The organism is Streptosporangium subroseum (genome assembly GCF_900188345.1).
Classification (GTDB): domain Bacteria; phylum Actinomycetota; class Actinomycetes; order Streptosporangiales; family Streptosporangiaceae; genus Streptosporangium; species Streptosporangium subroseum.
Map to the genome: position 1 here is coordinate 1 of NZ_FZOD01000006.1, position 14518 is coordinate 14518.

The following is a 14518-nucleotide window of genomic DNA, read 5'->3' on the forward strand; positions in this document are numbered from 1 at the left end:
AAGACGGCCACGGTCAGTGGCGTCAGCGACGTCTACGGGGCCGGCAACCTCAACGACGGCAACGCCGGCACCTACTGGGAGAGCACGAACAACGCCTTCCCGCAGTGGGCCCAGATCGACCTCGGAGCCGCGACCAGCATCGACCAGGTCGTCTTGAAGTTGCCGCCGGCGACGGCGTGGGCGACCAGGACGCAGACCCTGTCGGTGCTGACCGGCACGACCAGCCCGCCTGCGACCACGACCGTCGCGTCCGCGGGGTATGCCTTCAACCCGGCGACCGGTAACACGGTGACGATCAACTTCACCGCGACCAGCGCCCGGTACGTGCGGATCAACGTCACCGGTAACACCGGCTGGCCGGCCGCCCAGATCTCCGAGTTCGAGGTCTACGGCGCGAGCGGCCCCGTGGACACCGTCGCCCCGTCCGCCCCGTCGAATCTGGCCTACACCCAGCCGGCGAGCGGTCAGATCCGGCTGACCTGGAGTGCCTCCACCGACAACGTCGGGGTGACCGGGTATGACGTCTACGCCAACGGCGCGCTGCGCGGCAGTGTGGGCGCCGGTGTGCTGACCTACACCGACACCCAGCCGGGTACCGCGACGGTGGCCTACTACGTGCGGGCCAAGGACGCCGCGGGCAACGTCTCGGGCAACAGCAACACGGTGACCCGTACCGGCACGCCGGGTGGTGACACCCAGAACCCGTCCGCTCCGTCGAACCTGGCCTACACCCAGCCGGCGAGCGGTCAGATCCGTCTGGCCTGGGGCGCTTCCACCGACAACGTCGGGGTGACCGGGTATGACGTCTACGCCAACAACGCATTGCGTGGCAGTGTGGGCGCGGGGGTGCTGACCTACACCGACACCCAGCCGGACAGTGCGACGGTGGCCTACTTCGTGCGGGCCAAGGACGCCGCGGGCAACGTCTCGGCCAACAGCAACACGGTGACGCGTACCGGCACCAGCGTTCCGGGGTCGAACCTGGCTCTGGGCAAGGAGATGGTCGAGTCCGGCCATGTGCACACCTTTGTCGCGGCCAACGCCAACGACAACAACACGGCCACCTACTGGGAGGGCAACGCCGGTTACCCGAACACGCTGACCGTCAAGCTCGGCGCCAACGCGAGCGTCAGTTCGGTCGTGGTGAAGCTGAACCCCGACAGCTCGTGGGGCACCCGTACCCAGAACATCCAGGTCCTGGGCCGGGAGCAGAACGCCACCGGCTACACCAACCTGGCGTCGGCGGCGAACTACACGTTCAACCCGGCGACCGGCAACACGGCCACGATCACCTTCGACGCCACCGTCGCCGACGTCCAGCTGAAGTTCACCAGTAACACCGGTTCACCGGCCGGCCAGGTCGCGGAGTTCCAGGTCATCGGCGTCCCCGCTCCGAACCCCGACCTCACGGTCTCGGCTCTGACCTGGACCCCGGCCTCGCCGATCGAGACCGACGCGATCACGCTGTCGGCCACGGTCAGGAACATCGGGACGGCGGCCTCCGCCGCGGACAGCATCAACCTCTACATCGGCGGCACGCTGGCCGGCACCGTCGCGATCCCCGCCCTGGCCGTCAACGGCACCGCCACGGTGACCCACAGCATCGGCACCCGCGGCATGGGGACCTACGAGGTCAGCGCCAGGGTGGACGTGGACAACACGGTCTTCGAGCAGAACGAGGCCAACAACACCTTCACCGCGCCGTCGTCGCTGGTGGTCGCGCAGGCTCCCGGCCCCGACCTGCAGGTCCTCAGTGTCGCCTCCAACCCGCCGAACCCGGCGGTCGGAGCGGCGGTCACGTTCACCGTGGCGGTGAACAACCGCGGCATCACCGCGACGGGCGCGACCTCGGTCACCCGTGTGACGGTGGGCGGCACCACGCTCAACACCAACACCCCGTCGATCGCCGCGGGCGCGACGGTCAACGTGGTCATCAGCGGCAGCTGGACCGCGACCAGCGGCGGGGCCACCATCACGGCCACCGCCGATGCGACCAACGTCCTCGCCGAGACCAACGAGACCAACAACACGTTCTCGCAGGCGATCGTGGTCGGGCGCGGGGCAGCGGTTCCGTGGGTCTCCTACGAGGCCGAAGCCGCCACCTACCAGGGCACCCTGCTCACGGCCGACCCGCTGCGCACCTTCGGGCACACCAACTTCGCCACCGAGTCCTCCGGCCGGCAGTCGGTGCGGCTGAACAGCACGGGGCAGTTCGTCGAGTTCACCTCGACCAGCCCCTCCAACTCGATCGTGGTGCGCAACTCCATCCCCGACGCCCCGGGCGGCGGGGGCATCGAGGCCACCGTCAGCCTGTACATCAACGGCACCTTCTCCCGGAAGCTGACCCTCTCGTCGCGCCACAGCTGGCTCTACGGGAACACCGACGGCCCGGAAGCACTGACCAACACCCCCCAGGCCGACGCCCGGCGGCTGTTCGACGAGTCGAACGCGCTGCTCTCGACGACCTATCCGGCAGGTACGAAGTTCAAGCTGCAGCGCGACGCCACCGACACGGCCTCGTTCTACATCATCGACACGATCGACCTCGAGCAGGTGGCACCCCCGGCGAGCCAGCCGGCCGGTTGCACCTCGATCACGACGTACGGCGCGGTGCCCAATGACGGGCTCGACGACACGGCCGCCATCCAGCGGGCGGTCACCGACGACCAGAACGGCGTCATCAGCTGCGTGTGGATCCCGGCGGGGCAGTGGCGCCAGGAGCAGAAGATCCTCACCGACGACCCGCTGAACCGGGGTCAGTTCAACCAGGTGGGCATCAGCAACGTCACGATCCGCGGCGCGGGCATGTGGCACTCCCAGCTGTACACCCTGACCGAGCCGCAGGACGTGGTGGGCGGCATCAACCACCCGCACGAGGGCAACTTCGGCTTCGACATCGACAGCAACACCCAGATCTCCGACATCGCCATCTTCGGCTCGGGCCGTATTCGCGGCGGAGACGGCAACGACGAGGGCGGAGTGGGCCTGAACGGCCGGTTCGGCCTGAACACCAAGATCTCCAATGTGTGGATCGAGCACGCCAACGTGGGTGTCTGGGTCGGCCGTGACTACGACAACATCCCGGCCCTGTGGGGTCCCGGCGACGGGCTCGAGTTCAGCGGCATGCGCATCCGCAACACCTACGCCGACGGCATCAACTTCACCAACGGCACGCGCAACTCGAGGGTGTTCAACTCCTCCTTCCGCACCACCGGCGACGACGCCCTGGCGGTCTGGGCCAACCAGGCCGTGAAGGACCGGGTCGTCGACAACACGCACGACAACCACTTCGTCAATAACACCATCCAGCTGCCCTGGCGGGCGAACGGCATCGCGATCTACGGCGGCTACGACAACTCGATCGAGAACAACCTGATCTACGACACCATGAACTACCCGGCGATCATGCTGGCGACCGACCACAGCCCCCTGCCCTTCTCGGGGACCACGTTGATCGCCAACAACGGGATCTACCGCGGTGGCGGCGTCTTCTGGAACGAGGATCAGGAGTTCGGCGCGATCACGTTGTTCCCGTCGAGCAGCGACATCACCGGTGTCACCATCCGCGACACCGACATCTCCGACTCGACCTACGACGGCATCCAGTTCAAGAACGGCGGCGGCAACATGCCCAACGTCGTGATCAGAAATGTGAAGATCGACAAGTCCAACAACGGTGCCGGCATCCTGGCCATGAGCGGCGCTCGCGGCAACGCGACGCTGACAAACGTGACCATCACCAACTCGGCCACCGGCAACATCGTGACCCAGCCGGGATCGGGTTTCGTGATCACGGCCAGTTAACCCTTCCGGCAACCGCTCCGGCACGAACGCTCACCTGAGGTTCGGCGCTCGAAGACGACCAGCCATGTGATGCGCTCCCGGTGGAAGAACCACCGGGAGCGCATCCATGGCCGGTCTTTTTGATCCAGCATGATCCGCCCGGCGTCGCGACCGGGTCGGGCCGGGCCGGAAGATCACATCGTCACCCGGCCCCGGGGATCCCGGCGCTCACGGGGCCTTGCCCCTGGAGCGGAAGGCCGCGGTCTTGACGCGGTTCTGGCAGGCGGTGCCGCAGAACCTCCGGGTGCCGTTGCGGGAGACGTCCACGTAGACCCGGTCGCAATGCGGCGCCGTACACACGCCGAGACGGTCGTGGTACTCGCTCCCCAGCACGATCGCGAGCCCGGTGGCACAACTCGCCGCCCAGTCGCCGGCCACGGTGCCGCCGGGGCCGTGGAAGTGCAGGTGCCACGGCTCTCCATCGTGCCGTTCGAGCATCGGCCGGGCGCGGGTCTCCTCAAGGAGGTCGTTGACCTGCGACGCGGCGGCGTCGACGTCTCCCGTTGTGAGGGCGTCGAAGACCACGCGCAGCCGCGCCGCGATCTCGGCGAGCTCACCGGCCTCCACCTCGGTGACCTCCCGGTGACTCGGGTAGCCGGTCCGCAGGCCCTCGGTGGCGGCGGCGGCGAGATCGCGCGGCGGCGGGAAGGAGCGGCCTCGTCTCTCCCCGGGGGTCAGCTCGTTGACCAGACCCGTCGCCACTCGGACGATCGCGTCGGCGTGACTGTTGAAATCCACTTGACCAGTTACATCCTTGGGTCTTAGTTTGTGACTGTCACAAGCTTAAACGACGGTCACAAGGAGATGGTTGTGCTCACTCACGATGCCGCACTTGAGTGGATCACGCGCTGGGACCGCCAGCAGGAGGGTTACCTGCCCGACCGCGAGGAGCGCTTCACCGCGCTGATCGACGCCGTCGAAGCGATGGGCCGTCCCGATCCGCTGGTCATCGACCTCGGCTGCGGACCGGGCTCACTGTCCGCCCGTCTCCTGGAGCGACTGCCCAAGGCGACGGTGATCTCGGTCGACGCCGACCCGCTGCTGCTCGGCCTCGGCCGGGCCGCCTACCCTCATGTCAGGTTCGTCTCCCTCGACCTGCGCACACCCGGGTGGACCGAGTCCCTGAGTCTGGAGCGGCCGGCCGACGTCGCGGTGAGCACCACCGCACTGCACTGGATCTCCGGACCGGACCTCCAGAAGATGTACGCCGAGCTGGCGGCCGCGCTGCGCCCGGGCGGACTCCTGCTCAACGGCGACCACATGGAGACCGACGACGCCACTCCGGCCGTCGCCCACCTCGAACGTGCCGTGCACAGCCGGGAGACCGAGCGCAGGTTCGCCGGCGACCGCCCCGAGGACTGGCGCCAGTGGTGGGACGCGGTCGCCGCCGATCCCGCCTTCGCCGAACTCCATGCCGCGCGCACCACCGCGGGCGCCGACCATCACGGTTCGGAGTCCCCCCTGCTCTCCGCGCATGTCGACGCTCTCCGCGACGCCGGCTTCACCGAGATCGGCACCCTCTGGCAGCGCGGCGACAACCGCCTCCTCTGCGCCGTCCGCGGCTGACCTCGGGCTTTCCCTCGTCGCGCTGAGCGCGAGCAGTCCCCGCGGGGCCACACCGGCAGCCGAGAACGGTCGGCCGCCGGCGGATCGAACGCGGCCGAACCGGCAAACTCGCCGTCCGCCACGGGGCCACGGGGCCACGGTCGCGGTCAACGCCGAGCATGATGTGTTGCGGCGGTTCGGCAGCGGCGGACGGAGAGACAACTGATGAGTGCGGGCAGGGTAGCGGTGGTGACCGGAGCCGGGTCGGGGCTGGGGAGGGCGATCTCCCAGGCGCTGGGCGGAGACGGCTGGTCGGTCGTGCTGGCCGGGCGTCGGGAGGAGCCGCTCCACCGGACGGCCGACTCGCTGGCGGGCGACGCCACATCGGTGGTCGTGCCCACCGACGTCGGCAGGCCGGAGTCCGTCCAGGCGTTGTTCTCGGAGGTCGGCCGGCGGTTCGAACGCCTGGACCTGCTGGTGAACAACGCGGGCACCTTCGGCCCGTCCGCGTCGCCGGAGGACGTCTCCTACGAGGAGTGGCGGTCCACCGTGGACGTCAACCTCACGGGGTCGTTCCTCTGCGCTCAGGCGGCGTTCCGGATGATGCGCGATCAGCGGCCCCAGGGCGGGCGGATCATCAACAACGGGTCGCTCTCCGCGCACACCCCGCGGCCGAACAGCATCGCCTACACGGCGACGAAACACGCGATCACCGGGCTGACGAAGTCGCTGTCCCTGGACGGTCGCCGGTACGGCATCGCGTGTGGCCAGATCGACATCGGCAACGCCACCACCGAGATGACCGCGGCGATGAGCGCGGGCGTGCCGCAGGCCGACGGTTCGATCGCGGTCGAGCCGACCGTGGACGCCGACCATGTGGCGCGCGCCGTCCTGTACATGGCGGGCCTGCCGCTCGACGCCAACGTCCTGTCCATGACGGTCATGGCGACGGCGATGCCGTTCGTCGGCCGTGGCTAGGGCACGTCCCAAAGTCGTCGCGCAGCAGGGCAGACGGCTTTGAGGCAGGCCCTGGTCGCGCTTGGGTCAGATCAGGCCATCAGGCCCTGGTCGGTCCAGATGACGCCCTTGTTGCGGCACAGGCAGAAGGGGTGGCCGATCGGGTCGGTGTAGACCCGCCAGCCGTAGCCGTCGGGGCCGATGGAGTCCTGCTGCAGCGTCGCGCCAAGATCGAGGACGCGGCGCTGCTCGGACTCGATCTCGTCCACTTCGAAGTCGAGGTGGAACTGCTTGGGGTGCTCGCCGTCGGGCCACTGCGGAGCGCGGTAGTCGTCCACCCGGATGAAGGCCAGCTCGACCTCGCCGAACTTGATGCCGGCCCAGTCCTCGTGGCTGCCTTCCTTGATCGGGCGTCCCGTCACCCCGGAGTAGAAGGCTGCCAGCTTCATCGTGTCCGGGCAGTCGATGATGAAATCGGTGAATTGCAGCATCCCGCGATCTTGTCACAAGATCAAGGAAGCCTAGGGGCTGCCCTAAGGTGAGGTCAGTAGCCAGCCGTTGATGATGGCGATGTGGAGGCTGACCTCATAGCGGACGGCGAGTTTGTCGTACCTGGCGGCGGTGCCGCAGTGGCGTTTGAGCCGGTTGATGCCGCATTCGACAGCATGACGGGCTCGGTAGTCCTCAGGGTGGAAGCGGAGTGGACGTCCGCCGGCCGAGTCCCGGTTTTGCGGTGCCCATCAGCAGATTCCGAGCGTCTCGATGATCGACGTGAAGGGCTGGTACTTGGCGAACCAGCGCAGCCCGGTGGGCATGTTCTCCGGGTAGATGTTGGCGCCGTAGTAAGAGACGGTGAAGTGGCTGCGGCCGAAGGTGTTTTGCTGATCTTACGAACTCGACGAGCAACAGGCTTTAGCAGCGCATCGGCTACCGGCCGGTCTCGGACTACCACATCATGCAGTCCTGACTTGGTGGACGCTGACCGGCAGAAGATTCGGGGCGGCCTGGCCGGGACTGTAAGACGAATGGATCTGTCACGAATCCGGTGGTGACGCTGGGTCGTTTCCAGCAAGATGATCGCGGTGTGACTCCGAGATCGTGAAGGCTCCGCTCCCGCCGTTGGCTCCCATGGTGGTTGAGCATCCGTGGCCGTTCATCCGGTCAGTCGAACTGCTGCCTTCCTCGCGGCTCGCAGGATCTCCTCGGAAATGGGGGAGCCCGCCGTCGCTCGAGCGAGCAGGAGAGCGCCCACGAGGGTGGACAGGGCCGCCAGTCCGGTGTCCTCCGGAGCGATCCATCCGGCCATATCGCGAACTCCGGCGGCGTAAGTGTCGTGCCATTCAGGGTCTCGGGAAAAATCACCGGCGAATCCGGCTGCTGGGCATGCATCGCCAGGATTGTCACGTGCTTCGGGTGAGAGGTAGGAGTCGATCAGCGACGACCACGCGGCATCGTGTCCACCGTGGTCATCGTCCAAGGCCGCTAAACACCCCGCCATGTCGGCAAAGGCCTTGGCTGCGGCCTCGTCGACGAGCGCCGCCTTGGAGGCGAACTGCTTGTAGAAGCCGCCCTGCGTCAGACCGACCGACTGCATGACGTCCGCGACGCTCACATTCGGCACTCCTTTCTCGCGGAAGAGTCGTGAAGCGGATTCCACCACACGCTTTCGATTGGCTTGTGCCTCGGCTTGCGATACTCGGCTCATATTCAATCCCTCATCACTTCGGCTGCTGGCGAGGACGTGCCGGGGGACCAATTCCAGGCGTCGGGAGCCCGTCGTGCGGTGCGGAAAGATATATTACAGCTAAAATCTATGAGTATTGTGCGCCCCTCGGGTGTTAGAGGGGCGGCGGCTTCGACCCTCGAACCGGCGGGAGTGGGGCAGGCGCGGCCGGTGGTCGCAGTCGTCAGTGCCTCGGCGACCGAGGCGTATGCGCATGCAACCGGCCTGAGTGGATCATTTGGTTGCGTGATGGGACAACTGAAGGACCGTCGGGCTGGCCTGTTATAGATGTTAGGTGACATCTATCACGTGGACGCCCAGGTGGCACAGGCTGCATGATGGCCCCGCGAATCGTTTTTGCGGCGTACTCCTTCTTCTCCTACATATGAGGCACATATGACCATGCCGTCGCTGCTTCTGGTGCCCGGTGCATGGCACAAGCCGGAGCATCTGCAACTCCTCATCGATGAGATGCCGGACATCGATGTCCATACCGTCGCTCTCACCTCGTGCGGAGATGATCCCAAGAGCCTGGGCGATATGTACTCCGACGCAGCCGCCATCAAGGCCGCAGTCGAGGCGATCGATGGACCCGTGGTCGTCGTCGCGCACTCCTACGGCGGTGTTCCCGTTACCCAGGCGCTCGTCGGGACGGCCAACGTCGAGAGCATCGTCTACCTCGCCGCATTCCAGCTCGACGCCGGAGACTCGCTGCTGTCGAGCGTGGGCGGCAACTCTGCGCCGTGGTGGCAGCTCCACCGGACGGAGGGCGTCGGCGACTACATGACCGTGGCAGGCCCCGTCGGCGTCTTCTATGGAGATGTGGACCCGGCCATCGCCGAGAAGGCAGCTGCGGAACTGGGCTACCAGTCCTATGCCGCCATTACACAGGAACTGACGGCAGTCGCCTGGCAGACCATTCCCAGCACCTACATCATCTGTGAAGCAGACAACGCCATCCCGCCTTTCGCCCAAGAACTCTTCGCCCAGCGCGCCAGGAAGACCCTGCGGCTGAACGCCTCCCACTCACCCTTCCTTTCCCAGCCCTCCACGCTGGCTCAGCTCCTCAGGGATGAACTCACCAGCGCTGAAGACCCACGCCCATCGCTGAACGGCGGTCAGCGGAAGGCGGCATGAGAGCCACGGACGACCGGTATGAGCTCACCGAGGGCAGCGGTCAGTGGGAGACGGTGATGAGAGCCACGGACGACCGGCGCGAGGTCACCGGGGGCGGCGGAGGGCGGCGGCGAGGTCGTCGAGGTGTTCGGAGACGGGGCCCAGGGTGAGCAGGCCGCTGCCCGCCCCTGCCAGCTCCGCCGCCGCGGGGAGGAGCTCGGTGTGGGCGCGCTCCATCGTCTCCCGGTCGCCGACGGCGACGGCCGCCCGCGCGGCGAGGCACCACAGGGCCTCGAACAGCAGGTCACGGGGTGGATCCGGGACCTGGCGGAGCGCCGCCGCGGCCTCGTCGCGGCGACCTTTGGCCAGCAGCACCAGGGGACGGGCCCACGGCTCGTAGGGCCCCCAGTCGATGTGCTCGTCAGTCGGGGCGGGCAGCGCGTGGCGCAGGCGCAGGCAGAGCAGCGCGAGCGGCAGCGCGCCGCACCGCAGTCCGGGCATGCCGGCGCCGTCCAGTCGCGCGGCGGCGTCCCGGTAGGCCGCCTCCACCTCGGCCATCGGCGCCCGCCCTGCCGCGGCGAGCCGCAGCGCCCGGTACCACTGGGCGAACACGCCCACCAGCGGCAGCTCGTGGCGCTCCGACAGGAGGTCCGCGGCGGCTGCGTGCCCGTCGGCCGCGGGGAAGTCGGCGAGCGCGCTGCGGGCCTGGAGGCGGATGAGGTGCCCGAGCACCTCGAAGGTGACCAGGCCGTGCCGGGCGGACAGGGCGACCAGCTCGGCGCCGATCTCGTCCCGGCGCGGTGCCAGCCCCGCCCGGTGGAAGGTCTGCATGAACACGCCGTTGAGGGCGAACACCAGCAGCGCGGGATCGTCCAGGCGCCGGGCGATCTCCTCTGCCTGCCGGGCGGCCTGGGGGCCGCGCTCCGAGCGGGTGCCGCGCGACTCCAGGGCGATCGTGGCCAGCAGGCGGGCCCGCGCCGCCTCGTGCGCACCGGGCGGGAGAACGCCCAGGGTGCGTTCGGCCGCCGCCACGATCTGTGCCGCCTGCTCCGGGTCGTCCGAGCGGGTCCAGATCGCCGGGACGTCGTACGCGCCGATCACCCGGGCGGTCAGTTGCGCGTCGCCCATCTCCTGGGCCGCCGTGATGGCCGCCACCCGGTGCCGGCGGGCCGCCTCCAGACCGCCGCCCCCGGTCACCGCGAGGTTGCGCAGCAGACTCACCGTCGACTCCAGCCGGGCCCGGGCACCGGACGGCACGGCGCTGTCGTAGGCGGCGGCCGCCTGCGCCCACACCCGTCCCGCCGCTCCGTCCGGGGCGGCGGCGGGGTCGAGGTGGGGGGCGTGGTCGAGGATGTCGGCCTCTAGACGGCGCAGTCCCGGGCCCGGATCCACTCCCAGCTGCTCGACCAGGAGCGTTCGGGCCCGGCGCAGCACCGCCAGCGCGTCGCCCTGGCGGCCGGTGCGGTACAGGGCGAGGGCCAGTAGACGCCAGGCGTCCTCACGCCAGGGGTGCTCGGCCACGTGCGCGTCCAGATCCGGCACCGCCTCGGCCGCGAGGCCCAGGGCCAGCCGCGCCTCGGCCCGGAGCTCGACCGCCCGCAGCCGCAGCTCCGCCAGGCGGGACCGCTCCGTACGGGCCCAGGCCTCGTCGGCGAACTCGGCGTAGGCGGGCCCGCGCCACCACCCCAACGCCTCTTCCAGCCGTGCGAGCACATCCTCGGGGGGCAGCGTCGCGGCGGCGGTCACCGCCCGTTCGAAGCGCCAGGCGTCGACCGTGTCCGGCTCCGCGCGCAACGCGTACCCCGGCCCCTCGGTGACCAGCAGCCGGGCCGTGGTGCGGGGCGGGCGCTCGGGCTCCAGCGCACGGCGCAGCGCGGACACGAAGGTACGCACCGCGCCCACCGCGTCCGGCGGCGGATCCGCCCACAGGTCCTCGACCAGACGGGTGACCGGGACGACGCGGCGGCGGGCGACGATCAGACGGGCCAGCACCGCGCGGTGCCGCGGCCCCTTCAGCGCGATCGCACCCCCGGCGCCGTCCCAGGCCGTCACCGGCCCCAGCACTCCGAACACGACCCGCACCCGTTGACCACCCTTTCCGGGGCATCGCCCCCCGGCCACGATATAGCGCGCTCATTCGATGCTCATTCGCGCCCGGCAGGCTGGGGGACACCTGCTCACCCACGGAAAAGAGCAAAATCATGACGCCATCCATCGCCGGCTTCGACTACCGGCGCGTCCCCGTCGCCGACGGCGTGTTCCTGAACGCGGCCGTCGGGGGCTCGGGCACGCCGATCGTGCTGCTGCACGGCTTCCCGCAGACCCACCTGATGTGGCGGCACGTCGCCGCCGACCTCGCCGCCGACCACACCGTGATCTGCCCCGACCTGCGCGGCTACGGCGCCAGCGACAAACCCGCCGAGACCGGTCCCGCCACCTACTCCAAGCGCACCATGGCCGCCGACATCGTCGCCCTGGCCCGTGAGCTGGGGCATGAGCGCTTCGCGCTGGCCGGGCACGACCGCGGCGCCCTGGTCGCCATCCGCGCCGGACTCGATCACCCTGAGAAGATCACCCACCTGGCCAGCCTCGACGTGCTGCCGACCCTGGACATGTGGAAGGTGATGCACGGTGCCAGCGCCGCCGTCGGTTTCCACCTCTATCTGATGGCCCAGCCCCCCGGCCTGCCCGAGCAGATGATCGCCGCCAGCTCGGACGCCTTCTTCGGCCACTTCCTCGACATCTGGGCCAACGACCCCCAGGCGATCCCCGCCGATGTCCGCGCCGCCTACCTGGACGCCTGCCGCGACGCGGTGCCCTCGATCGTGGCCGACTACCGTGCCTCCGCGGGCATCGACGTCGACCACGACCAGGCCGACCGGGACGCCGGTCACCGGCTGGGGATGCCGGTCACCGTTCTCCAGCAGGACTGGGGCGCCGCCCTCGGCTTCGACGCGGCGGCGCTGTGGGAGACCTGGGCATCCGACCTGCGACACGGCACCGTCACCTGCGGTCACTTCATGGCGGAGGAAGCCCCCGCCGACATCGCCAAGGCCCTTCGAGACCTGCTCACCCGCTCGGGCGGGGAGAAGGGGTAGCGGCCGGGCACTCCTCTCAGTTCACCAGCACGATCTTTCCTCGGGCGTGGCGGCTTTCGCTCAGTTCGTGCGCGGCGGCGGCCTCGGTAAGCGGGAACGCCGCCGCGACCGGCATTCTCAGCCGGCCCTCGCCGACGAGGGTGACCGCGATCGCGAGGCCGTGCAACGCCAGCGGGTCGGCGGAGGCTCCCACGGCCGCGCCCGTCTCGTCGGCCGGCGCTCCGTGCGACATGTGTACGCCGTGGGCCGCCGCGGTGAAGTCGGGGGCGATCGTCACCACGCGCGCCGGGTCGCCGGCGATGGCGACGAGGTCTGGCAGCGTCCCTCCGGCGCAGTCGAACACCGCGTCCACGCCGGCCGGTGCCAGCGCGCGGATCCGTTCGGCGAGCCCCGTCCCGTACGTCGTCGGCTCCGCGCCGAGGGAACGCAGGAAGTCGTGGTTGTGCTCGCTGGCCGTACCGATGACGGTGGCGCCGCGGGCGACCGCGAACTGGACGGCGATGGTGCCCACCCCGCCGGCCGCGCCCTGCACGAGCACGGTGTGCCCGGCGCCGACCGCGAGCCGGTCTAGGACCCGGGTGGCCGTCTCGACGGCGCCCGCGGCGCCGCCCGCCTCCTCCCAGCTCCACGCGGCCGGTTTGGGCGCCCAGGCGGCCAGGACCGCGAAGTCGGCGTTGGCGCCGCGCGCGGCCGAATCGGTCATGCCGAACACCTCGTCGCCGATACTCACGCCCGTGACGCCGTCGCCGACCTCGTCCACCACGCCCGCGGCGTCGAATCCGGTCCGATACGGGAACGTCGTGGGCACCACGTCACGCAGCGTCCCGGAGCGGATGTACGTCTCCCCGGGGGAGATTCCGGAGGCCCGTACGGCGATGCGGATCTCGCCCGGTCCGGCGTGCGGTGCCTCCACCTCGGCGACGTGCACAACGCCGGGCGGGCCGTACTCGGTGAATTGAACTGCTCTCATGGGCCGAACGTAACGGAACACCCCGTCCGTTTAGCTAAAGTGAGAGCGGTGACGGCCCAAGTGATAACGAAGCTCCGCTCGGACGCCCGCGACAACCGCGGGCGCATCCTCACGGTCGCTCGCGTTGCCTTCGCCGCCGAGGGGCTCGACGTGCCGATCCGGGAGATCGCCCGGCGCGCCGAGGTCGGTGTCGCGACCGTCTACAGGCACTTCCAGACCAAGGAAGCGCTGATGGCCGAGGCCTTCGCCGAGCAGATGGCCTCCTGTTCGACGGTCGTGAAGGAGGGGCTGGCGGTGGGCGACCCGTGGAACGGGTTCTGCCTGGTGATCGAGAAGCTCATGGAGGTGCACGCCCTCGACCGAGGCTTCGCCCGTGCGTTCACCTCGCCGCTTCCCCAGGCGGCCGGCCTTGCCGCGGACCGTGATCGCACGCTGCGTATGCTGCTCGAACTGGTGCGGCGCGCGAAGGAAGCGGGCTCCTTGCGGGGGGATTTTGTGCTGGAGGACATCAGCCTGGCGCTGATGGCGAACGAGGGCATCCGCGCCGAGTCACCCGAGATGAGGGTGGCGGCGTCGCGCCGCTTCGCGGCCCTGATGATCCAGTCGTTCCAGGCGAGCCCCGTCCCGATGCCGCTTCCGCCGGCCGTCCGGCTGCCTCTCTCCAGGGGGTAGTGATCACGGCGCCGGGCATCGGCGATCGTGTCGACGAGCCGGGGACGGCGTCTCCGGCCGGCGCTCCCGTTTCTCAACGGGGCGCCGTCCCCACGGAGCGTTCGGTCGCTCCTCACTCGAGATAGGCGTCAGGGCTGAAGGGCCACCCATGGGTGAGAATCACGACCTTGCCGTCGGGCGGCCCGGCCTCGTGGTAGGCGATGTCAAGCAGGTCCGTGCGTACGTGGTGGACTGGCCCGAGTCCCGGCGATGGCTCTGAGCTACCCGCGGATGTGCCGTGCGTGACCGCCGAAGCCGATGCGGTTGAGAGACCGGCCATCGAGGCCGATACCGCTCCCGCGACGACCGCCTTGGAAAATGTTCGTCTGTCCATTATTTGAAATCCCTGCGAAAGCGCAACCTTGGTGAACTCGGTGCACGGTGATGCGCGAGGAATTATCGTCGCCCGAGTGTTCCGAATAGCGGCTCTGCCGCGGGCGGGTGACCTCGCCGAATGGCACCGTGACCTGGCCTCCGCGGCGGTTCTTCGGGTCGAGCGTAGCGGATCGGTGCAGGTCAGAAGTCTGATGGGGGGTCGTTACAGAGATGGGCGAG

General features: G+C 69.2%; 11 protein-coding genes. 6 read left to right on the top strand and 5 right to left on the bottom strand.

The annotated features are described in order from the left end of the window. Positions 1-3804: CARDB domain-containing protein (locus CHC08_RS08000; RefSeq protein ID WP_089206554.1), on the top strand; the 3804-nt coding region annotated here is incomplete at its 5' end. A gap of 207 nt (positions 3805-4011) precedes the next feature. Here the strand turns inward: CHC08_RS08000 and CHC08_RS08005 are convergent. Beyond that, positions 4012-4581 carry a CGNR zinc finger domain-containing protein gene (locus CHC08_RS08005; RefSeq protein ID WP_089206555.1) on the bottom strand — a complete coding sequence of 190 codons (570 nt, stop codon included), beginning with the start codon at positions 4579-4581 and terminating at the stop codon, positions 4012-4014. A 66-nt stretch (positions 4582-4647) separates the two neighbouring features. Here CHC08_RS08005 and CHC08_RS08010 point away from each other — a divergent pair, with 66 nt between their 5' ends. Continuing rightward, positions 4648-5409 (top strand): class I SAM-dependent methyltransferase, encoded by a 762-nt coding sequence (locus tag CHC08_RS08010; RefSeq protein ID WP_245878206.1) that lies wholly within the window; start codon positions 4648-4650, stop codon positions 5407-5409. Between the two features lie 204 nt (positions 5410-5613). After that, positions 5614-6366, top strand: coding sequence for an SDR family oxidoreductase (locus CHC08_RS08015; RefSeq protein ID WP_089206557.1), 753 nt, complete (start codon positions 5614-5616; stop codon positions 6364-6366). A 71-nt stretch (positions 6367-6437) separates the two neighbouring features. Here the strand turns inward: CHC08_RS08015 and CHC08_RS08020 are convergent, their stop codons facing one another. Beyond that, on the bottom strand, positions 6438-6836 hold the full coding sequence (locus CHC08_RS08020; RefSeq protein ID WP_089206558.1) for a VOC family protein: 399 nt from the start codon (positions 6834-6836) through the stop codon (positions 6438-6440). 662 nt (positions 6837-7498) lie between these two features. After that, entirely contained in the window at positions 7499-8050 is a 552-nt protein-coding gene (locus CHC08_RS08030) for a TetR/AcrR family transcriptional regulator (RefSeq protein WP_089206559.1), read from the bottom strand. Positions 8051-8464: 414 nt separating this feature from the next. Between CHC08_RS08030 and CHC08_RS08035 the strand changes: the two genes are divergently transcribed. Then, positions 8465-9205 (top strand): alpha/beta hydrolase, encoded by a 741-nt coding sequence (locus CHC08_RS08035; protein WP_089206560.1) that lies wholly within the window; start codon positions 8465-8467, stop codon positions 9203-9205. Positions 9206-9289: 84 nt separating this feature from the next. Here CHC08_RS08035 and CHC08_RS08040 read toward each other — a convergent pair whose 3' ends face one another. Further along, positions 9290-11266 (bottom strand): AfsR/SARP family transcriptional regulator, encoded by a 1977-nt coding sequence (locus CHC08_RS08040; RefSeq protein WP_089206561.1) that lies wholly within the window; start codon positions 11264-11266, stop codon positions 9290-9292. Between the two features lie 119 nt (positions 11267-11385). Here CHC08_RS08040 and CHC08_RS08045 point away from each other — a divergent pair, with 119 nt between their 5' ends. Beyond that, positions 11386-12282: an alpha/beta fold hydrolase gene (locus CHC08_RS08045; RefSeq protein WP_089206562.1), complete on the top strand. Its 897-nt coding sequence runs from the start codon at positions 11386-11388 to the stop codon at positions 12280-12282. A gap of 16 nt (positions 12283-12298) precedes the next feature. On the opposite strand, the gene CHC08_RS08050 is transcribed toward CHC08_RS08045, so the two are convergent. Beyond that, complete coding sequence (locus CHC08_RS08050; protein ID WP_089206563.1) at positions 12299-13252, bottom strand: NADP-dependent oxidoreductase; 954 nt, start codon at positions 13250-13252, stop codon at positions 12299-12301. Positions 13253-13300: 48 nt separating this feature from the next. Here CHC08_RS08050 and CHC08_RS08055 point away from each other — a divergent pair, with 48 nt between their 5' ends. Then, positions 13301-13924 carry a TetR/AcrR family transcriptional regulator gene (locus CHC08_RS08055; protein WP_089206564.1) on the top strand — a complete coding sequence of 208 codons (624 nt, stop codon included), beginning with the start codon at positions 13301-13303 and terminating at the stop codon, positions 13922-13924. Positions 13925-14518: the final 594 nt, after the last annotated feature.